Here is a 21997-nt window from a genome sequence, read left to right on the forward strand (position 1 = left end):
CTTGCGCAAGACATTCCGTCGGGCTGGCGCGCAGTCCGCCGCTCGATGGCAATGGCACATTATCGCAGCGGGGAAGCCAGACTCAAACCGTAGTTTCCGCAGTTTCCAGCGCCGATCCGTACACGCAAACCCGGTTGCGGCCGGTGCGCTTGGCCTCGTACAGGGCGCCGTCGGCCTGGCCGAGCAGGGTGTCGATGTTGGTGCTGCCGCCAAGCAGCGTGGTCACGCCGATCGACAGCGTGAAGTGAACCGGCAGGCCGTGTTCCAGAACCACCTCGGTGCGCGCAACGGCCTGGCGCAGGCGTTCGGCGACTTCCAGGGCGCGTGGGCCGTCCGTCTGCGGCAGGATCACGGCGAATTCCTCGCCGCCGATGCGGCCAACGCTGTCGAATGCCCGCAGGGCTTCGCGGCACAGGCTGCCCAGTTTCTGCAGCACCAGATCCCCGGTCTGGTGTCCATAGGTGTCATTGACCACCTTGAAATGGTCGATATCCATCATGAACACCGACAAGGCGCCGCCATACCGGAGCGTGCGCGCCAGTTCCTGCTCCGCCAGGATCATGAAATGCCGCCGGTTGAACAGCCCGGTCAGCGCATCGATCTGGGACAGGCGCTCCAGTTCCTGCTGCGCCTTCTTGTGCTCGGTGATGTCGCGGGTGACGCCGAGCAGGCCGGTGATCCGGCCGCTGGCGTCGCGCATCGGCACCGCATGCGTATCCAGCCAGCGGCGGCGCCCCTTGAGCCCGACAATCTCGAACTCCAGCGCCCCTGTCTCACCCCGCACGACTCTTTCGTTCAGGGTCTGGAAGGCGTCCTTGTGCTCGGGCACCACCAGGTCGACCACCCTGGCGCCGATCACCTGCTCTTCCGCGTCGGCCTCGATCATGTCCAGGCCGGCGCGATTCATCTGCAGCAAGGTGCCGTCGGGCGCCAGCACCTTGACGCATTCGGGCTCGGTTTCGATGATCGCCTTCAGATTCGCTTCGCTGGCAACCAGATTCATTTCCACGCGCTTGAGGCGGCTGATGTCCGAGACCAGGACGAAAAACCCCTTGACCCGGCCATCTTCGATGTCGGGAACATACTGAGCCCAGGTGTAGCCCGTGCTGCCGTCGGCCTTGGTCAGCGTGCGTTCGAAGTCCTGCCTCTCGCCGCGCAACGCAGCGCGGATATAGGGCTCGCTCTGGCGAAACAGTTCCTCGCCCATCAGCTCCTGGATGGGGATGCCGCGCATTTGTTCCGCCGTCTTGCCGAACCATTCCAGATAGGCGCAGTTGGCGAAGGCGCAGCGCAACTCGCTGGTCCAGTAGCCGACCATGCCCGGAATGTTGTCGGCCACCATTTTCATGAAGCGTTCGCTGGCTCCCAGGGCATCGGCCGCGGCTGCCTCCTGCAGGACGAACTGCCGCAGCCGCCGCTGGTAGGCGTAAAGCCCGAGGCCGATGACCAGCGCACCGAGGGCAAACCAGGCGGCCTTGATCTGGAAGTCATGGCGCCAGGGCGCGTAGATATCGTCGAGCAGGCGCGACACCGCCACGCCCAGCGGCTTGTCCATGTTCAGCTCGGCCGGCTGCACGTTGCGCTGCGCGATCATGCGCTCCTGGCCCGTGGCGAGCACGGTGCCGGCGAATACGCTGGCCGCCTGCCCGCTCTCGCGGTGGCGCCTGAAGAAGGAACCGGGCTGGTCCAGATCCTTGCCGATGACGGCACCCTGCTGCCGCGGGGCATGCGCGAACACCACACCGTCGCCGTGGTGCAGGGAGACCGCCATGTCCGGCGCATAGCGCACCGAATCGAGCAGCGGATCGAAGTATTGCGGATCCAGCGTGGCCGTGATCACGCCGGCGAATTCGCCGCGAGGGCCAGGCACCATCCGGGTGACGGTGATGGCGAATACCCCGAGTACGGTGCGAAATGGCGGCGAGATGAACAGCACGTCGGGATTCGGATGTTGTTGCGGCGTCCTGAAATAGTCGCGATGGTGGAAATCGGCGGTGCTGCCGACCAGTTCCGGCCGGCTGGCGGCGCGGGCCGTACCCGCCCGGTCCAGCAGCAGAAGGGTGCGCACGCTGGGCATGGCTTCGGTCAGCGTGACCAGGCGTTCATTGAACTTAGCGCCCACCGGCGCTGCCGCCTCCTTGCGCAGATCGGCCAGCACCCGATTGATCGAGGCCAGATTCTGCTCGACGTTCTCCTGGATGACGCGGGACGTGGCCAGCAACCTTTCCTGCTCGCGCCTTTCGACGTGGCCGCGGTCCTGATAAAGATCGTAGCCGATCGCCAGCCCCAGCAGCAGCAGAGCCGCGGCCAGAACCAGCCACTGGATCAGGAAATGCTTGTGTTGGCGATGAAGCGAGTTCATGTGTCAGCGCTTGGCGAATGGGTGGACCGTATGCGGCCTCCGCCCGGATTCCGCTCCACCCGATGAGTCCCCGACCGGTGAATCCCGGGAGCAGATATGGCATTTTGCCCTATAAAGCACAGGGGCATTGTTGCCGCATCCCATGGGGACGCCCGTTCGCGGCGCCTCGCCGTGTCGCCAGCGCCAACTCTTGCCAACTCTTGGCTCCGGCCGCGGCGCGGCAAAGCCCGCCACGGAACCGCTCGGTCACTTGCCGATGCCATATTGCGTGCCGCGGAAAGTTGGCGCAATATTCCGTCGTTCTGATCGCGGCAGTTGGACCAGCGCCGAATCTCCGCCAGCCCGCCGCCCGATCCGGTACCACGCGCAATACCCGCTCAGGAGGACAAGCATGACCCGGCTTGAGATCGGAGCAACCCATTCCCTGACGGTAGACCCGCGCCCGCTGTTCGTCCCCAGCGGTCTGGAGGTAGCCCCCGGTGAGCGCTACCGGTTTGTAGCCTCCGGCAAGTGGAAAGATTGGCGCCGCGTGGTTGACGCCAACGGCTGGAAGCTCTGGTCCTTGCAGCACTGGAACCGCGTTTCCGGCGCCTCATTTTTTAGCCTCTGCGGCTGCGTAGGCAACGACGACCGGAATGCCTTCGCCATCGGCGCCGAGCTCGAATGGCCCGTGCCCGATTTGGTCGCCGGGCTGCCTGGGCGTGAGCTGAATCTGTTCGCCAACGACTGGCCCGGCATGTACTGGAACAACCACGCGCTGCCGCCGCCCGACGGACCGCTGCGGGTAGCGATCACCCGCATTGCATGACGCCGCACCACATCGTTGAACCCGCAACTGCCAAGGAGACCATCATGCCATTCGAATCGATCACCGCCGAAGTCCTCATCCTGCGCCTGGGCAAGAACGATACGCCGGCCGCGCTCCAGTCCCGCATCGAAGCCACCGCAGGGCCGATCAGCGGCGAACTGCTTTCCTGGCTCGACGGCCAGTGGTGCTACCTGAGCGGCGGCGGCGAAGAGCTGCTGGCCGGTCGCGTGCCCGGAAAATCCGCCGCGCAGATCTGCATCGGGGCCGGCGCCGCCCAGGTGATCGGCATCCCGCTGACCGAATTCCAGTTTAGGCTCGAACGGCGTGCGAACAAGACCGGCTTCCTGCGCGACGCCGGCGCCACTGGCGTGGCAATGCCGAGCGTGATCGGCGACAGCGCGACGATCGACGGCCGCAGCATCAAACTCGACTGGCAGCTCACGATCAGCCGCATCGACAAGGCCTGGGCCCTGTTCGACCTGACCCCCGGCAAGACCCCCTGGGCCGACATCCGCATCGGCCATATCGACACCGGCTGCACCCGGCATCCGGCGCTGGGCTTCCATGGCGGCGTCAGCGATTACCTGCGGCCCGATCTCGGAAAAAATTACTTCAGCGACTTCCTGCCCCTGCCCAGCCCCGACCAGCCCAACAACAACCCGCCCGAGGAAGCAGGCCCCTTCGACAACCTGACGGGCGGCAACGGCGGCCACGGCACGCGCACCCTATCGACCCTGGCCGGGTTCTACGAGCTTGCCGACGACGACATCCCGCCCTTTTACGGTGCCGCGCCCGGCGCCTGCGTGATTCCCTACCGCGTCACCGACTCGATCCTGATCGATGCCGTGCAGCGGCTGATGGTCGAGGCCATCGACGACGCGATCGCCCAGAACTGCCGCGTCATCAGCATGAGCCTGGGCGGCATCATTCCCTGGTCGCCGCTCGCGCGCGCCATCGACCGGGCCTATGAGGCCGGCGTGATCGTCTGCGCCGCGGCCGGCAATGTCATCCGCGAGGTCACCTACCCCGGCCGCTACAACCGCGTGCTCACCCTCGGCGGCGTCAGCCCGGCTGGACCCAATGCATTCAAGCCGTGGGACAACGCCTCGCGCGGTGAATTCGTCGACGTCTGCGGCCCCGCCGACGGCATCCGCCGCGCCAGCATCGAAAGGCGCGATGGCGCGCTGGTGCCCTTCATTGCCGCCGACGGCAGCGGCACTTCCTACGCCACGGCCCTGTGCGCAGGAGTCGCTGCAATGTGGCTGGCGAAGCGACGCAGCGAACTCGAAGCCGCTTACGGCGCGCCCAACTGGCGCTGGCCGGCGGCATTCAAGCAACTGATCAAGGCGACCGCCGTCCCGGGCGCGAACTGGGACGTGGCCAACTGGGGACGCGGGCTCTACCAGGCCGACGCGCTGCTCCTGGCCGCACTGCCGCCCGCGGCGGCGCTGCATCATGAAGCCGAAGCGGGTGCGCCCTTCGATCAGGCTGCCTAGGGTTGCCGCGGCCGGCATCGTCGCGACGCAAGCCGCCTAGCCGGTCATCAGCACCTGCTGCGGCGAAAGAACCTCGACGTTGTCCGCCAGCGGATAGCCCTCGCGCACCGGCGCAATCACGTAGGCGCAATCGAGCCCAAGATCCTCGCCGGCATTCCAGAAGCCGCGCGCCGGCCGCGGCGCATTCGCGAGCTTGATGTCGTATCCCGTGCACCGGCCGCCATGCTCGACCACCAGATCCATCTCGGCACCCGCCGCCGTGCGGTAGAAGCCATGGACGGCAAGCGGCGGCAGACGGGCTATCCGTTGTTCGACGATGAAGCCTTCCCAAGACAAACCGGCCACCGGGTGTCCGGCCAGGTGGTCAAGCGTGGCGATTCCCAGCAGCGCATGCAGCAAGCCGCTGTCGCGGACATAGACCTTGGGCGACTTGATCAGCCGCTTGCCGACATTGGCGTGCCACGTTTCGAGCCGGCGCAGCATCAGCGCGTCGACCAGCAGATCGAGATAGCGGCCCACCGTGGTGTGGGCCAGGCCGCCCAGCGCCAGGCCAGCGACTCCGTCTCGCCGGGCGCAAGAAAGCTTTGCGGAAATCCGCCGCGCAGCCGCAGGTCGATTTCCAGCAGGGGGCGTCGGTCGATCATCGCTGCAATTTGAGCGATGGCCGCTCAGAATGCAAGGATCAACGCGGCAACTGATCCCATCGCGCAGCACGCCACGGGCCTACCGCTGCGCCAGCGCCAACTTTCGCCGGTGATGCACCGATACCGCCCACTAACCTCATGCACTGTCCGCCAGACGACAGCGGATCGTCGCCGAGGCGGCTAGGATACCCATAACGATATTCAGGTCATTAATTGGGAGCTAGTCATGTCATCGCCGCTTGCAGCACATGTATCGGGCCACCCGCCGGAATCCGGCGGCATCGTTGGCTATTTTCTGGGCAATATCCGCGCGCAGGGCATGGTGCCGCGCAAGACGATCATCGGTTACGTCGCCGCGTGGGGGGCGCTGGCAGCGATCCTGTGGGGCGTGGATCTGGCCCCGGCCATCACCGGCTATCCCGCCAAGGCCGTGCTGGCCGTGATTGTCTGGGCCTGCATCGTCTGGGTGACCGAAGCGATACCGGTCGGCGTGACCGGCTTGATGATCCCGATGCTGCTGGTCGTGACGAAGGCAGTGCCGAAAATCCCGGAAGCTTTCGGTGGATTTGTTCTCGACGTCAGCTTCATGACTCTGGGCGCGTTCATCTTCGCCGCCATCCTGTGCGCAGCCAAGCTCGATACGCGCATCGCCCTCTTCGTGGTCAACAAGATGAAGGCGGTGCGGGTCGGCAAGATCATCGTCGCGCTGTTCACCACCAACATGGCGCTGTCCCTCGTCGTGCCGGCGGCCAACGCGCGTTCGGCGACCATGTTGCCGATCATCAACGGCGTGATCGGCCTGTTCGGCGACAGCCGGGCGGAGAACAACGCGAAGAAGGCCATCGCCATCGCGTGCATCGTCTATGCCACCATGGTGGGCGGCATTCTCTTCCTTACCGCCCATCTGCCCAATGTATTGATGGTGGGACTGTTCGACAAGCAGCTCGGTGTGCACATTTCGTGGATGCAGTGGCTGTGGCTGCACTTGCCGATCGCCGGTCTGTTCCCGCTGATGTACGGGATCATCCACTTGACATTCCGCAGCAATGGCGTGGGAGTTCCCGGCGGCCTGGAGCGGGTGCGCAAGGAACAGGACGATCTGGGCAAGATGCGCAGCAACGAATGGGTGATCCTCGCCATCTTCGCCTTTGCCGCCGTCATGTGGGCGCTGGAGGACTTGCACAAGATCAAGACCGGAATGATGACGCTGATCGCGCTGGGAGTGTTCTTCATTCCGGGCATGTTTCCGTTGAAGTGGGCGACGATCCAGAACAAAACCATCTGGGGTACCTGGCTCCTGCTGTGCGGCGCCTTGTCCCTGTCCGCCGCCATGGGATCCAGCGGGCTCGCCAAGCAGGCGGCGACGCTGATCCATCCTCTGGTGGAAGGGCATGGCTGGATCGCGGTGCTGCTGATCATGATGGCCGCCACCCAAATCATTCGGCTTGGCATGCTGAGCAATATCGCCGCAGTTGCGATGCTGGCTCCTGTACTGCTCGAAATGGCGCCCCTGCTCAACATGAACCCGGTGGCCTTCACGCTGCTGATCGCCAACGTGGATACCTTCGCCTTCCTGATCCCGACCCAGGTGGTGGCGGGCGTCGTCGCCTACAGTACCGGGACCTTCAGCATGTGGGACTACTTCAAGGCCGGCCTGCCGACCGTCATCGCCGCGATCCTGTGGAGCGTGTTCGTCATGGCGCCCTGGTATGCCTACAACGGCTTCCCGATCTGGGAGCCGCTGGTCAAATGATGCTGGCGGGCGGAGCGCTGGCGCGGGACTACAATCGTGGGATCACTTTCTCCCACGATTTCCCCGCGCAAGGCTCCGGCATGGAAAAACCGTCATCAACGAACGAAATCGATTTCATCGGGCAATTGCCCGAGAGCGAAAGAGCGCTGCTGGAACGTCACGCCGTCCGCAAGAAATATCCTCGCGCGACCATTATTCATTCGCCGGGGGATGTGGGTGCGGTGGTGAATTTCGTCGTCAGCGGACGGGTCAAGATTTACAACCTGTCCGCCTGCGGCAAGGAAATCATCTATCGCTTCTGCACCCCCAACAGCTTCTTCGGCATTGCGGAGATATTCGGCGGCGACGAGCGCGAGGTCTTCGCCGAAGCGGTGGAAGACACCGAAGTATTGGCTACCGACAAGCACTACTTCGAGAACCTGGTCCTGCGCAATCCGGCGCTGACCCTGAGCGTGATGCGCATCCTCGGCAACCGGGTGCGGCAGGCGCACAAGGCCATTTCAAGCTTCGTCTTCTGCGACGTGCGTACTCGCCTCGCCCAGTTGCTGATCAAGCTGGCCCAGATCAACGGCGTCGAAAATCCGGACGGAACGATCACCCTGCGCAACCGCTTCACGCATCAGGAGATGGCCAACATGATCGGCGCCATTCGCCAGTCCGTCTCGGACAATATGAATCACTTCAAGCGCAGTGGCTATATCCGGGTCGCCGAAGAACGCATTACCCTGATCGATCCTGCCAGCATCAGGAAGCTGATCGTCGAGTGACGCCGCCGCGTTTGATGGGCCTGTCGTCCAGCAGACAGACGCAGGACGAGCGCGGCGCTAGCATCCACGCACTGTTCATCAACGTGGAGCAATGACATGGCAATCGAACTCAAGGAACGGCCGATTTTCGTGATCGGCTACGAGCGGTCCGGCACCACCCTGCTGATGGCGATGCTGGGCTGCCATCCGCGACTGTCCATGCCCGAAGTAGGATGGCTGTTCCCGCGCATCTATCCCTGGCGCCACACCTATGGCGATCTGTCGGTGGAAGCCAACCTGCGCACCCTGGCCGGCGAGATGCTGTTCGGCCTCAATCAGCCGCTGTGGGGCATGAGCCTGAATCCGGCCACCGCCGTCGACGAAATCCTCGCCCTGGCGCCGGAACGCAGCTTCGCCGGCATTTACACGGCCATGCATCTGCGCTACGCGAAGGAATTCGGCAACAAGCCGCGCTGGGGACAGAAGACGCCCAACAATCTGTATTTCGTGCCGCAGATACTCGACAACTTCCCCAACGCCCAGTTCATTTTTATCACCCGCGATGGCCGCGACGCCTGCGCCACCAGTATCGAATCGGCATTCGGCGCCGGCAACGCCTATGGCGCCGCCTACACCTGGAACGCGGCGAACGCCTTCGTCGTGCCGTTCCGGCAGCGTTACGGCGGCACCTCGACCTGGTTCGACGTCGGCTACGAAGAACTGGTGCGCGAACCCATACGGGTTCTGACGCAGGTTTGCGAATTCATCGGCGAGGACTTCGCGCCGGAAATGCTGGACTTCTTCCGCACGGCCACCGGCGTCGCGCGCGGCAAGCAGCGCGACCACGCCCCCCTGGGCCATGCGGTTTCCGACAAGTACGTCGGCATCTACAAAAACTTGCTCAGCCTGCGCGACCAGCAGATCTACGCCACGGTGGCCGGCGAAACCCACCGCAACGCCGGCTACGATCTGGACGTCGAGCCAATCGTCATTTCCGAGCAGGACAAGGCCTTGTGGTGGGAATGGGACGGGCGCTACCGCGCCGCGCGACTGGACGGCCCGGATGGCCACCTGGTGTTCGAAAGCTACCGCGACTGGCTGGTCGACCAGCGGCTGGTGCGCAAGCAGAAAGGCATCTGGTCGGAGAAGGATGTCACGCCCGAATTCCCCATCGGACACGCCGACGAAGAAATCATCGTCGGCTTCCGCGCCTGGAAGAAATGGAAGGAGCACTTCAGCATCAAGCGGCAGTACAACAAGAAATAGCGGTGGCAGGGACGGCTCGCCGTCCCGCCAGCGCCGACTTTTACATGCTGGCAGTGCAGACTTAGCTTCCAGGGCGCCCCGAGACTGTGACGCGAAAAGAGCGCTTTCCGCTTTACAATTCGCCCATCACTGATATCATTAATTAACTATTTTGATATCGGATGTCTTATGGTTCGCACCGTAATCAGCCTGGACGAGTCGGACAAGCGCTGGCTGGACCAGCAAGCCGCCCTCCAGCATGTTCCCATGACCGAAGTGGTGCGTCAGGCGGTGCAGGCGCTGCGCTCAGCCCGTCAGCAAAATGGCGACGATTTCCAGGCCCTGCTCGCCGGCACGGCCGGGATTTGGCAGCACGGCGACGGACTCAATTGGCAGCAAGCTGTCCGCGACGAGTGGGCGCGGTGATTTACCTGCTCGACTCGGTCATTCTCATCGACCATTTCAACAACATCGAAGGGGCGACGACTTTCCTGCGTGAGCACCGCGGCGATGCGGCCATTTCGGCCATCACGCGCGCCGAGGTGTTGACCGGCTTCGACGAAGTCCGGCGCGCCCTGCCGGCCCGCTTGCTCGACGCCTTTGTCTGCCTGTCGGTGGATCGAGCCACGGCTGACCTCGCCGCACGCCTGCGCCGCGAACACCGTTGGAAGCTGCCCGATGCCATCCAGGCCGCAATGGCGCGGCAACACGGCCTGAAACTGGTGACGCGCAATACCAAGGATTTTCCGCCCGACGTGTTCGACTTTGTCCTGACGCCGTATTAGTTACGGCCACCGCCGATGGGCGGAGTAAAGACCGCCGTGCCGGGCTCTGCCTGCCGGGGATTCCGCTTCGCGGGCCGGCAAGCGCCGACTCTTACATGCTGCGCCGGTACTGCCCGCCGACCAGGTACAGCGCGTTCGAAATCTGCCCCAGCGAGCAATGGCGCACGGCGTCCATCATCACCGCAAAGACGTTGCCGTTGTCGATCACGGCCTGACGCAACTTCGCCAGGCAAGCCTCCGCCTCGCCGGCATTGCGCTTCTGGAAATCCGCCAGGCGCTTGAGTTGGGATTGCTTTTCGTCCTCAGTCGAACGCGCCAGTTCGATCTCGCTGGCGACACCCGAGCCGTGGGGATTGAGGAAGGTATTGACGCCGATGATCGGGTAGGAGCCGTCGTGCTTCTTGTGCTCGTAGTGCATCGACTCTTCCTGGATCTTGCCGCGCTGGTAGCCGGTTTCCATGGCGCCGAGCACGCCGCCTCTTGAGGCGATGGCCTCGAATTCTTTCAATACTGCCTCCTCCACCAGGTCGGTCAGCTCCTCGATGATGAAGGCGCCCTGGTTCGGGTTCTCGTTCTTGGCCACACCCCATTCGCGATTGATGATGAGCTGGATCGCCATGGCGCGGCGCACGGATTCCTCGGTCGGCGTGGTGATGGCTTCGTCGTAGGCGTTTGTGTGCAGCGAGTTGCAGTTGTCGTAGATGGCGATCAGTGCCTGCAGCGTGGTGCGGATGTCGTTGAAGTCCATTTCCTGCGCGTGCAGCGAGCGGCCGGAAGTCTGGATGTGGTATTTCAATTTCTGCGAACGCTCGTTGGCTCCGTAGCGGTTCTTCATCGCCACGGCCCAGATGCGCCGCGCGACGCGGCCGATCACCGAGTACTCGGGGTCCATGCCGTTGTGATTCAGTGCATGTAGTCCATGCGATTTGCGCAGTACAATCATCCATCCCCAGTATGCGTTTTTTCTTAGTCGGCCGAAGCATTGCACAACAAAACCACAACATGCGCTCAACGGAATTGGGACACCCGCATATCCCATACCGGAATTTTTAACTAGAACGGCGCCAGATCCGTTTGATGAGAAATGGGGGAGGGTACGTGGTGACTCAAATTTCGGTTCCAAGCAATTTTAGAGATAGATGGTTTTCAAAGAGATTCGGAATCGACGTTCAAGAACGCATTCGGCATGCAGGGCAATCAATCGAAATCGACTTTTCGAACTGCGAATGGGTTGATCCGATTCCGATGATGGCACTGATATGCCACTTGCGGGCATGGGCAAACGCAATTGATCCTGCCAAAGGCCATCAGCTCGTTGTCTATCTCGGGAGATTCTCGACTCGAAAAGAGGACTTAAGCAAGATCCGCGCACGACTGTTTCTTTCAGCCCACGGGTTTCTGCGCACGATGATTGAAATTTGTCCCAGCGCGATTTTTCATTACGACAGCAGTCTCGAGCAATACCCATCCTCGTTCGACGCATCCAAGCTTGCGCAGCTTGAAGACGCAATTAGCATTAGCAGCGCAACCGTCGACTGCGCCTTGCTTTACGAGAAGGAGCCGGTATGCCCTCCGATGTTGCTCACTTCAGGGCAAGAAACAAGCGTCATCGCCAGCTTTGTCGACAAGGCCGTAAAGGTGATGGATTCAAGACTGTTTAGCGGAAGACAGTCTCAATTCCTCTATCGCGATAGTGCCCTTGTTCGTGTGCGCCAAGTAGCAACCGAAATAATATTGAACGCGTCGGAGCACGCGTATCACCAATTGGTCTCTGGACCCATATGTCTATATGCCCGCGTTCGACGTCACAACGATCATTCCCCGGATGCCGACGCGGAGAACACAGAGCAATCCCCGCTGATTGACCATATCCAGAGCATCACCAGCGGCAGATACGTCGAGCTCTTCATTTGCGACATTGGGCATGGACTTTGTCACCACGCTAACGACTGGGCCGAGTCCGCATCAGACGAAGAATTACGGACTCAGGTAAAGCGGTTCTTGCGGAAACAAAAGGACCGTGTTCAGCTATTGCTTTCCATGGCCTTTAGACATCCAGTTTCGCGTCATCCAAGAGGTCAATTTGCGGGCACCCAAACCAGAAGCAACGTGACCGGATTGTTTCACGTCAATACTGTACTCAGTAGCCAGAAGGATCGGTCACGCGTCTTCGTATCGCCAACCTGGACTGCCAGCCACCATCCACGGCCAGAAGACTACAACGGCGGACCATCGGACAGGCATTTCACTGCCGTCGAGCCAGAGGGCACTCCCCCGGCCGGTACTTTCTTTCACTTCGCCATCGCAATCTCCAATTCGGAACTTTCAACCGACGGGTGGCTAGTGCCGCTAATGCCAGGCGTTTTCGGCCCCCCCTGGTATCGACCACAAGACGCATTTCTGGACGGCGCATATGGCAATTCAAACTCTCTGACTGTGTTTGATCTAGCCAGTCTCTTGGCAAAACGCAGCGATCCGCGTGGCAAGGTGGTACGGTCAGTGGGCGAGAAATTTGACGCCTATCTGCGCGGCGCGCGCAGTGTAGCGGTTATCCGGATGTCACGAGATTTCAGAAAAAACCTGACTGACGAGCTGGTAACCCGATGGCTTGAACAGCGTTCAGGCGGACAATCAGCCAAAACCTTGGCCTTCTGCGACCTCAGCCGTGCTCAGGCCATCCTGCTCGCCGAACACCTTGGAAATCTCAGGCCCGAAACGGAATTTCGTTCGAAAGAGGCTGATGAACTGGGGCCACCTGGGATCCTCGTGTTATCCGAGGATTTGATCGCCCGTATGTGTTACCTCAACCAGGAAGAAAATTCACGACTCCGATTTGACAAGCAAGTTGAGCCCGCCCCATCCCTGGTGCTACGAGTCATCGGTACGCTACGCCACTTCGATTCGCAGGCATTCTGGCGGCGCGTGAGCGGCCTGAAGGTTCCGTTATTGCTGCGAGATGTTCGATGGAGCGGCGATGGTGGCACTTCCGCAAACCTACGCTTGCCAACTTATCTTGACTACCCTTTGGCTGTCCAAAACAGGGAATTGGCAAAAATTGTCCGTCGCGCATTGCGCCGTGTGCTGGCGGCATTTCCCTGCCGCCAAGCGCACGCGATTGACGACCTGATCAGCCCAGATCTAGCTGACGCATCCCGATGGATGGCACGGCCAGCGAACGCTGATAAACCACCGAATCTCTTCGTCATCAGCTCCGTGGTCACGGGCTCGACCGTCGAACGTGAGGCAAGATATCGAGGCACTCCAGAGGCCGTTGTAGCTTGCTTTCTCGTAGAGTCGGCCCCTCAGCAATCCAGAGGCGCCGGTGGATTCTTCTACTACTCGGCACTTGAATGGAATCCCCCGCTTTCTTCCTCATCGTCAAGAATCGAATTGCAATGGGAGCGCGAACCCGGAACTCCCTTTGTCAGGCCGTTTGTGATGCGGAACGATGGCGCTCAAACCCATGCGTTGCTTATAAAGCCACTCGCACGAAATATCGATGACCGGGGTGACGATGACCACAAACGTCCATCCGCCGCTGAGTCATACCACGAATGGCATCGAGATCAACTTCTTAAGGTGGGGCACTGGAGCATTGATCGTCGGCATGGACTGGTCGAAATTAACCATCTCGGTGCTCTGCAGATGTTTGCTGATTCAGCCAAAGGATTCTACGAGTGGCTTTCACACGAACTCAAACAACGTTCATCTGGCATCATTCGGCCGCTGCTAGTCTATCCACCGGGACGATTGAATGCTGTCATGGTTCGACACTTGTTCAAGCTGTATGACCAAGACGGTGCGCTACGCCTCGGTGACAACTGGCAAGTCGTACCAATCAACTTTCTCCCAGACATAGGAGATGGATTGAAGCGCCTTACACCACTCACTGCGGAGCACATATCGACATGCGATGGCGCAATTGGCGGCACAGCATTCTTCCTCGACATTGGTTATGTTGGCAATCGAACCTTTCGACATACTCGCCGCCAGCTACTAGCTCTTGGGATCGAGCATGTCATTGGATTCGGCCTGCTGAACAGGACCAGCTCGCCTGCTCTTGCGAAGGAAACGAAAACCTCCGAAGTCCATTGCTATTGGCGGATGGATGTACCGTCGCTAGACGACGAGCGATCATGCCCAATTTGCGGCGCTCTGAAAGCAATGACGGCGCTACTGGAACGCACGCGGCGCTATCAAAGCGAAAGTAGCGTTTATGTCGAACACGTTTTTTCAAACTGGCAACTTTCCGATCCCGGACAGACATGGGAGGATAGGGGCATTACGCCAATAGAACTAAGAATTCCTTTGTTCAAGAAATTTGGATTTCTTCCACCGAAGGCACCGGCCCCTACTATTGCTCCAGTCGAGCCTCAAGGAGGTCAGCAGTCCCTCATAACACCCGACGGCAAATCTGTTCCGGCCCCGGCGGCGCCTATCACATGGTGGTCGTCGGATAGTGTGGATTGGAAACACGTTTGGTTGCGAGATAGCGCCCAAGCCGTCACCTATGCAATCGAAATTGCTCGAACTCAGGCTGCGCCACTTTATCCATTGCGATTGGCACGGCAGTTGGCCGAGCCGTCCAGCGCTACATCAACTGACTATAACGGTATCTCCGCCGCAGTGGAGGTCGTATCGTGCTACCTACTTCTTTGTTCGCACGAACTTAGCTTGGCCACCAAGGAAGCCGGCGGAGGTCAGCTGTTGCGTTACCTCGCAAGAATGGAAGGAGCGCCGGTCTCCGCAGACGAAGTGGTCCTAAAGACTCGATTCGCGCGACAACGGGAATTGGCCGCGCTAGCGCTAGTCAATCTCGATGGCGTTACCAAACGCCTGTTGCTTGATGAAGTTGTCTCCGTTCTGACCACGACGCGAATGGTGAATCCGGAAACTCGCGTAGCAATCATGGCGACAGTACTGAATCCAGAGGAGGACGGCGCTTCTAGCAATGATGGAATTTCGCGATTCGACAAGATGGTGATCAGCCGTCTTCAAGAACGTGAGTTTCGCGACTCGAACGAAGCCAACACCTTGCGATGGAACTACCGTCTGCTGACACTTAGCGAACAAACGCTACCGGAACAATTCGACTCTGCAGTGACATTCTTTGGTGCTGGTTCAAGCCACGGCGACTGCGTGAAGCGCTTAAAAGAAGCCGAGAATGATTCCAATCATTTCGCTGGCTGGGGCCTGTGTCGGTCCGCACTGCAAAGCGCCCATATGCTAATTTGTCGAAATAGCAGATTTGGCAAGGAAAACGCCGTATCTGATGCGGAGCCTGGCGAGTTGTTTCGCGCACTTTGCAATCTTGACAGAACATGCATCGATCAAATCCTAACGCTCAGCCGAGTGGAGACTGTTGAACGATATCAGCGCCGCGTAAAGGAGGCCACTCAACTTATCGAAATGGCTCGCTCAGCATTCCAGAATGCAATGATTCGTTTTGATCCGGGATCATCAGAGCATAGCCTTACTCTGCTCTTAGACAGAGTTACGAGACTTGTTGCATCGGCAACAGTCGGTCCAGCAATGAATAGCTATCGAATTCATTCTGCGATCAAAGATTTCTCGCAAGCCGATGGAGCCAGATATCTTCTCATTGGTGATGAACTGCAACGACTAATCGAACGATTGACAAAGGAAGCGCTCGAATATTCGGCAATAGAATCAGTATCGCCACCCGAGGGTTTCCGTGGCGTCGACAGCGCGCTCCGGGCAAGATTATGGATCCTATTCTCGGCGGAAGCCACTGGGAATGTGTCCGTTGAATTCTGGAACCATGGCAAACACGCCTGCGTCCGTCCCCGAGATTTCGAACTCCATGCTGAAGACATGGCCCCCGTGCATAAGGCGTTGAGAACAACAATTTGTCGAACTGCACCGGAAGTCGGGCACACGCACTGGTATGTAACCAAAATTGAGTTTAGATGGATTTCAGGAGGGAAGACATGACCAAGCCAGAAGTAGAAATCCTGATTTTGGATGACGATAGAGAGCGAGACGACATCTACAAACAATTTTTCGAAAGACTGTCCGCGGAGCCCGATAGCTCCCACAGTATTCGTCCCTTGCTCCCCAAAACGCCCACTGAGGCGCACAACCTTCTTCGCTCCAGAAGGGCATGCCTTGTTGTTCTGGATATGGTGCTGGAAGGCGAGTGGCAGAAGTCAGCCCCGATGACCTACCGAATAATTGTAGACCAACGATATGCAGTCGCTTTGGTTAGTAATAACTTCAACGAGCCCGAAAATGGCGTAACGGCAACAAGTGTATTAGTGGAGCTCTCGTCAGCGCCAAAACTCGGCTTTATTCCTTATGCGGCAGCGATCCAAAAGTATTTCATCAAATCCGTTGGAAGCATCGAAGAACCCGATGCGATTCCTGGGGACACCGTCAACGTTTGGAATTTCATGCTTGCTGAGGCGCTTGGCCATGGTAGGCATTGGAGGCCAACAATCGACGGCGAAGTTACATTTCTACATCTTACCGATACCCATTTTGGCCCAGTGCAACCGGACTACCTAAATGTAGTCGGAATGGAAAATGGGATAAAGGGATCCGGCCTTCATGCGGACTACATACTCTGGACCGGTGATGTCACTGAGCATGGCTATCCTAGCGAGTTTCAAGCTGCAGCTTCATTCGCACAGGACCTTGTGAATTCAAAATTCGTCGAAACGTCCTGTCCATTCTCGGTGACACCCGGAAACCACGATTTATGCTGGCCGCTAGCACTTTCAAGCCGACTCAATTTGGTCGAACTTCCCGACCACTCCGCAGCAACAAGTACCGCCGGGGAGCACATTCCACATCAACCGTCTGATGGAGCAAAGAAGAAGAATGCGTGGGTAGTTGAAGACGGCGCCGTAACAGCCGAACTGTGGCGCTTTGGGCTGTCGCCATTTCGGGAGTTCTTCACTCGCTTGGTGGCCGAACCCAGTCCAGAGGATGGCTACCGTCTGCTGACCCATTGGGCACATCTTGGTTTCGCGGTACTTGAGTTGCCGTTGGAGATGCATGTCGTCCGTTCACGTAGCGATCAGCAAGAGCCACCACCGTTCGTATCGGAAAATGATTTCAAAGACATATCCAATAAGGTTATCGCGTCGTTTAAAGCTGCGCAGATCGAGAAGTCAGTCTGTGTGATTGTGTTGATCCATGGGCAAGATCCGAACAATGGAAAAGGTAACGTGAACCGATGGAACCAACTGGTGGCGGAGATCTGCAATTTCGACAACGCCGTAATTGTATTAGGTGGCCATGAACATGTCGCTGACCATTTCTTTGTCCGAAACCGACTGACGGTCATTGGAGTACCGCATGACGAAAAAAAGACAGATGGTAGCCTGACGCTTCCGGGAATTGGCTTCATACGGCTATCCGGATTAGGTACCAATGAATTGAAATGTGAGATCACAAAACTCGAAAAATCCGCAGATCTCGGCAAGAATTCAAAGTGGGAACCAAAACAGACTAGTCGGTTCGCGGTTAATCCAGTAACAAACTGCTGGATAGATGCTTGAAGTAGTGAGTGAGCGCCGTGCCACCAGCGCTGACTCCTACATCGACCGCCGGTACTGCCCGCCCACCAAGTACAGGGCATTCGAAATCTGCCCCAGCGAGCAATGGCGCACGGCGTCCATCATCACGGCAAACACATTGCCGTTGTCGATCACGGCCTGGCGCAACTTCGCCAGGCAAGCTTCTGCCTCGCCGGCATTGCGCCGCTGGAAATCCGCCAGGCGCTGCAACTGCGACTGCTTTTCGTCCTCGGTCGAGCGCGCCAGTTCGATCTCGCTGGCGACACCCGAGCCGTGCGGATTGAGGAAGGTGTTGACGCCGATGATCGGATAGGAGCCGTCGTGCTTCTTGTGCTCGTAGTGCATCGACTCTTCCTGGATCTTGCCGCGCTGGTAGCCGGTTTCCATGGCGCCGAGCACGCCGCCTCTTGAGGCGATGGCCTCGAATTCTTTCAATACTGCCTCCTCCACCAGGTCGGTCAGCTCCTCGATGATGAAGGCTCCCTGATTCGGGTTCTCGTTCTTCGCCACACCCCATTCGCGATTGATGATCAGTTGGATCGCCATGGCGCGGCGCACGGACTCCTCGGTCGGCGTGGTGATCGCCTCGTCGTAGGCGTTGGTGTGCAGGCTGTTGCAGTTGTCGTAGATCGCGATCAGCGCCTGCAGCGTGGTGCGGATGTCATTGAAATCCATTTCCTGCGCGTGCAGCGAGCGGCCCGAGGTCTGGATGTGGTACTTCAGTTTTTGCGAACGCTCGTTGGCGCCGTAGCGGTTCTTCATCGCCACGGCCCAGATGCGCCGCGCGACGCGGCCGATCACCGAGTATTCCGGGTCCATGCCGTTGCTGAAGAAGAAGCTCAGGTTGCCGGCGAAATCGTCGATGTGCATGCCGCGCGCGAGGTAGGTTTCGACATAGGTGAAACCGTTGGCCAGGGTGAAGGCGAGCTGGCTGATCGGGTTGGCGCCGGCTTCGGCGATGTGATAGCCGGAGATCGAGACCGAGTAGAAATTGCGGATCTGGTGATGGACGAAATATTCCTGGATGTCGCCCATCATTTTCAGCGCGAACTCGGTCGAGAATATGCAGGTGTTCTGGCCCTGGTCTTCCTTGAGGATGTCGGCCTGCACCGTGCCGCGCACCGATGACAGCGTCCACGCGCGGATCTTGTCGGCTTCGTCCTCGGTCGCATCGCGGCCGTTCTGCTCGCGGAATTTCTCGATCTGCTGGTCGACGGCGGCATTGAGGAACATGGCCAGGATCATCGGCGCCGGGCCGTTGATGGTCATCGATACCGAGGTCGCCGGGTCGCACAGGTCGAAGCCGGAGTAGAGCACCTTGAGGTCGTCCAGCGTGGCGATCGACACGCCCGAGTTGCCTATCTTGCCGTAGATGTCGGGACGCGGATCCGGGTCGCAGCCATACAGCGTGACCGAATCGAAGGCGGTGGACAGGCGCTTGGCCGGCATGCCTTCGGAAACCTTGAGGAAACGCTTGTTGGTGCGGAAGGCGTCGCCCTCGCCGGCGAACATGCGCGTCGGATCTTCGTTCTCGCGCTTGAAGGCGAACACGCCGGCGGTGTAGGGGAAGGAGCCGGGCACGTTCTCGCGCATCAGGAACTTGAGCAGTTCGCCTTCGTCGTCGAAACGCGGCAGCGCCACCTTGCGGATTTTGGTGCCGGACATCGTCTCGTGGATCAGGCCGGTGCGAATTTCCTTGTCGCGGATTTTCACCACGTACTCGTCGCCGGCATAGGCCTTCTTCATGTCCGGCCACATCGCCAGCAGCTTGCGGGCGTGAGGCGTAAGCTGGCCGTCCTTCCAGGCGATCAGTTCGTCGAAGTCGGCCAACTGCGCGGCGGCCTTCTTGCCGCAGCCCTCGAAAATCGCCTTGGCGGTTTTCAGCGACTGCCGCTCGCGCGCCAGCAGCGCCTGATCACCAATGTGCTTGTGATAGCCGCGCAGCGCGTCGGCGATCTCGGCCAGGTAGCGCACGCGCTCCGCCGGCACGATGGCGCGGCCGGCCGAGGAGGCCTTGACCTTCACTGCTGGCAGCACGCTCTTGCCGAACTTGAGCCCGCGCTCGGCCAGGCGCGGCGCCAGCGCCTGGTACAGCGCGGTGACGCCGTCGTCGTTGAAGCGCGCCGCCATGGTGCCGAACACCGGCATGTCGTCCGGCTTTTCGCCGAAGCGTTCGCGGTTGCGCTGGTACTGCTTGCGCACGTCGCGCAGCGCGTCTTCCGCGCCCTTGCGGTCGAACTTGTTGATGGCGACGAAGTCGGCGAAGTCGAGCATGTCGATCTTTTCCAGCTGCGAGGCGGCACCGAATTCGGGCGTCATGACGTAGAGCGAGACGTCGGCCAGCGGCACGATGGCCGCATCGCCCTGGCCTATCCCCGATGTTTCGACCACGACGAAGTCGAAGCCGGCCACCTTGCAGGCGGCGATGACGTCGGGCAGGGCCTTGGAGATTTCCGAACCGGTATCGCGTGTCGCCAGCGAACGCATGTAGATATTTGGATGCTGGATCGCGTTCATGCGGATGCGGTCGCCCAGCAGCGCGCCGCCGGTGCGCTTGCGCGAGGGGTCGATCGAGATCACGGCGATGCGCTGAGCGTCGTCCTGGTCGAGGCGGAAGCGGCGGATCAGTTCGTCGGTCAGCGAGCTCTTGCCGGCGCCGCCGGTGCCGGTGATGCCAAGAGTTGGCGCTGACGAGACGGTGATCGCTTTGTCATGCAGCGCCTTCTTGGCCTTTTCGGGCCAGGCGCCGTTTTCCAGCGCGGTGATGATCTGCGCGAGGTTGCGCATGCGCTCGGCGCGGTCGGCGACTTCGAGCGCCTTCAAGTCCTGCGGCGCGCGGCGGCTCAAATCGAGGTCGCAGCGCATCACCATGTCGTTGATCATGCCCTGCAGGCCCATCTTCTGGCCGTCCTGTACCGAGTAGAGGTGCGCTACGCCATAGTCGTGCAGCTCCTTCATCTCGGCCGGCACGATCACGCCGCCGCCGCCGCCGAAGACCTGGATGCTCTCGCCGCCGCGTTGCTTGAGCAGATCGATCATGTACTTGAAGAACTCGACGTGGCCGCCCTGGTAGGACGACACCGCGATGCCCTGCGCGTCTTCCTGCAGCGCCGCGTTGACGATTTCCTCGACCGAGCGGTTGTGGCCGAGGTGAATCACCTCGGCGCCGGTGGATTGCAGGATGCGCCGCATGATGTTGATCGAGGCGTCGTGACCGTCGAACAGCGAGGTGGCGGTGACGAAACGCACCTTGTGCTTGGGCTTGTAGGGCACAAGTTTCGCGGCGATGCTCAGATCGGTCATGGCGACAGCTCCAGGTTGTGCGGCAGAGCTTGCATCATAGGCAATGGACGACGTCGCCGCCATGACACAAAACGACGATAACTATGCATAATCTGCCATTATGCCCAGCGCCGCCACCTCCTCCAGAAGGTCTGCCGGAAGCCCGTCAACCGTCGCCATGGGCTTTGTCATCGGCATCCTGTCAGGGATTTCGCGAGCCGGATTGACGGCCGAGGCCCTGCTAGAACATGCAGGAATTGCCATCGATCTGCTCCACGAGCGTAGCGCCCGCATCCCCGTCGCGAGGTACGCCGCGCTGTATCGCCTGATCAACGAAAGCCTCGACGACGAGGGTTTCGCGCTGTTCTCGCGCCCTCTGCGCCGCGGCAGCTTCGAGTTCCTCTGCCGCGCCGCGCTGTCCGCAGCAAACCTGGAGGAGGCGCTGCAGCGCATCGCGCGCTTCCTGCATGTGGTGCAGGACGAGCTCGACGTGGAACTGGAACAAAGCGGCCGCGCCGCCGTCATCGTCATCAGCGAGGAGCAGGCGCTGCCGGTCGGCCCGGCCGGACGGGTGTTCGCCTTCGAGTGGCTGCTGCGCATGATCCACGGCCTCGCGGCCTGGCTCGTCGCGCATCCGCTGCCGCTCGACGAAGTCAGTTTTCCCTATCCGCCGCCGCTGCATGCGGCCGACTACGAACTGGTCTTCGCGCCACGCTACACCTTCGATGCGCCGCGCCTCGAAGCGCGCTTCCCGGCGGAATGGCTGGCACTGCCGGTGCGCCGCGACGAGGCGGCGCTGACCCTGTTCCTCGCCGACGCGCCGGCCAGCATCACCACGCTGTATCGCCGCGACCGCGCACTCGGCTTGCGCGTGCGCGAACACCTGCGCGCCGCCCTGCCCGAGCAGCCGACGCTGCCGGCGATCGCGCGCCGCCTGTTCCTTTCGCCGCGCACCCTGCACCGCCGGCTGGAAGACGAAGGCACCAGTTTTCGCGCCATCAAGGACGGCCTGCGCCGCGACCTCGCCATCGACTGGCTGACCAAGACCGCGCGCACCCTGAGCCGCATCGGCGCCGATCTCGGCTTTGCCGACGCCGCGGCCTTCTATCGCGCCTTCAGCGCCTGGACCGGCAGCGGTCCGCGCGAGTATCGCAAGCGTTTCGCCGCACCATGACGACGTACCGGCGGTCGGTGTTGGACCTGTATCGCACCTTGTGGGGGCGCCTTCAGCCTGCCGTGGTGGATGCCTTTGTAGGGCCGGCTTCAGCCGGCCAGCGGGATTGGCGGACTGAAGTCCGCCCTACAGTCCGCCCTACGAGTCCGCCCTACGAG

Annotated in this window: 15 protein-coding genes; 10 read left to right on the top strand and 5 right to left on the bottom strand. The window is 60.5% G+C overall.

Annotated features, from left to right (window positions below):
• Positions 1–82 precede the first annotated feature (82 nt).
• Entirely contained in the window at positions 83–2362 is a 2280-nt protein-coding gene (locus RMO95_RS04990) for a diguanylate cyclase (RefSeq protein WP_310449491.1), read from the bottom strand.
• Between the two features lie 391 nt (positions 2363–2753).
• On the opposite strand from RMO95_RS04990, the gene RMO95_RS04995 reads away from it, so the two are divergent.
• Both RMO95_RS04995 and RMO95_RS05000 read left to right on the top strand, forming a co-directional pair.
• A complete protein-coding gene (locus RMO95_RS04995; protein WP_310449492.1) occupies positions 2754–3170 on the top strand; it encodes a hypothetical protein in 417 nt (138 codons plus the stop codon).
• A 44-nt stretch (positions 3171–3214) separates the two neighbouring features.
• The gene (locus RMO95_RS05000) at positions 3215–4666 is read left to right on the top strand and encodes a S8/S53 family peptidase (RefSeq protein WP_310449493.1); all 1452 of its coding nucleotides are present in this window, start codon (positions 3215–3217) and stop codon (positions 4664–4666) included.
• A 36-nt stretch (positions 4667–4702) separates the two neighbouring features.
• Here RMO95_RS05000 and RMO95_RS05005 read toward each other — a convergent pair whose 3' ends face one another.
• On the bottom strand, positions 4703–5185 hold the full coding sequence (locus RMO95_RS05005; RefSeq protein ID WP_310449494.1) for a DUF4143 domain-containing protein: 483 nt from the start codon (positions 5183–5185) through the stop codon (positions 4703–4705).
• A complete protein-coding gene (locus RMO95_RS05010) occupies positions 5149–5310 on the bottom strand; it encodes a hypothetical protein (RefSeq protein WP_310449495.1) in 162 nt (53 codons plus the stop codon). Before RMO95_RS05010 ends, RMO95_RS05005 begins: the two co-directional genes overlap by 37 nt.
• A gap of 226 nt (positions 5311–5536) precedes the next feature.
• On the opposite strand from RMO95_RS05010, the gene RMO95_RS05015 reads away from it, so the two are divergent.
• The 5 genes from RMO95_RS05015 to RMO95_RS05035 all read left to right on the top strand — a co-directional run bounded on the left by RMO95_RS05015 (position 5537) and on the right by RMO95_RS05035 (position 9839).
• Positions 5537–7063, top strand: coding sequence for a DASS family sodium-coupled anion symporter (locus RMO95_RS05015; protein WP_310449496.1), 1527 nt, complete (start codon positions 5537–5539; stop codon positions 7061–7063).
• Entirely contained in the window at positions 7060–7830 is a 771-nt protein-coding gene (locus RMO95_RS05020) for a Crp/Fnr family transcriptional regulator (protein WP_310449497.1), read from the top strand. The genes RMO95_RS05015 and RMO95_RS05020 overlap by 4 nt, the downstream gene beginning before the upstream one ends.
• A 96-nt stretch (positions 7831–7926) precedes the next feature.
• Positions 7927–9075 (top strand): sulfotransferase, encoded by a 1149-nt coding sequence (locus tag RMO95_RS05025; RefSeq protein WP_310449498.1) that lies wholly within the window; start codon positions 7927–7929, stop codon positions 9073–9075.
• 168 nt (positions 9076–9243) lie between these two features.
• Positions 9244–9480, top strand: coding sequence for a hypothetical protein (locus tag RMO95_RS05030; protein WP_310449499.1), 237 nt, complete (start codon positions 9244–9246; stop codon positions 9478–9480).
• Positions 9477–9839 carry a PIN domain-containing protein gene (locus RMO95_RS05035; RefSeq protein ID WP_310449500.1) on the top strand — a complete coding sequence of 121 codons (363 nt, stop codon included), beginning with the start codon at positions 9477–9479 and terminating at the stop codon, positions 9837–9839. The genes RMO95_RS05030 and RMO95_RS05035 overlap by 4 nt, the downstream gene beginning before the upstream one ends.
• A 91-nt stretch (positions 9840–9930) precedes the next feature.
• Here RMO95_RS05035 and RMO95_RS05040 read toward each other — a convergent pair whose 3' ends face one another.
• Positions 9931–10731 carry a methylmalonyl-CoA mutase family protein gene (locus RMO95_RS05040; protein WP_310449501.1) on the bottom strand — a complete coding sequence of 267 codons (801 nt, stop codon included), beginning with the start codon at positions 10729–10731 and terminating at the stop codon, positions 9931–9933.
• Between the two features lie 209 nt (positions 10732–10940).
• Between RMO95_RS05040 and RMO95_RS05045 the strand changes: the two genes are divergently transcribed.
• Positions 10941–15794: a hypothetical protein gene (locus RMO95_RS05045; RefSeq protein WP_310449502.1), complete on the top strand. Its 4854-nt coding sequence runs from the start codon at positions 10941–10943 to the stop codon at positions 15792–15794.
• The gene (locus RMO95_RS05050) at positions 15791–17365 is read left to right on the top strand and encodes a metallophosphoesterase family protein (RefSeq protein WP_310449503.1); all 1575 of its coding nucleotides are present in this window, start codon (positions 15791–15793) and stop codon (positions 17363–17365) included. The genes RMO95_RS05045 and RMO95_RS05050 overlap by 4 nt, the downstream gene beginning before the upstream one ends.
• Positions 17366–17401: 36 nt before the next feature.
• On the opposite strand, the gene icmF is transcribed toward RMO95_RS05050, so the two are convergent.
• Positions 17402–20686, bottom strand: a complete 3285-nt coding sequence (gene icmF / locus RMO95_RS05055) for a fused isobutyryl-CoA mutase/GTPase IcmF (RefSeq protein ID WP_310449504.1) — start codon at positions 20684–20686, stop codon at positions 17402–17404.
• Between the two features lie 157 nt (positions 20687–20843).
• On the opposite strand from icmF, the gene RMO95_RS05060 reads away from it, so the two are divergent.
• A complete protein-coding gene (locus RMO95_RS05060; RefSeq protein ID WP_310449505.1) occupies positions 20844–21839 on the top strand; it encodes an AraC family transcriptional regulator in 996 nt (331 codons plus the stop codon).
• Positions 21840–21997 lie beyond the last annotated feature (158 nt).

Source organism: Sulfuritalea sp., assembly GCF_031426875.1.
Lineage (GTDB): Bacteria > Pseudomonadota > Gammaproteobacteria > Burkholderiales > Rhodocyclaceae > Sulfuritalea.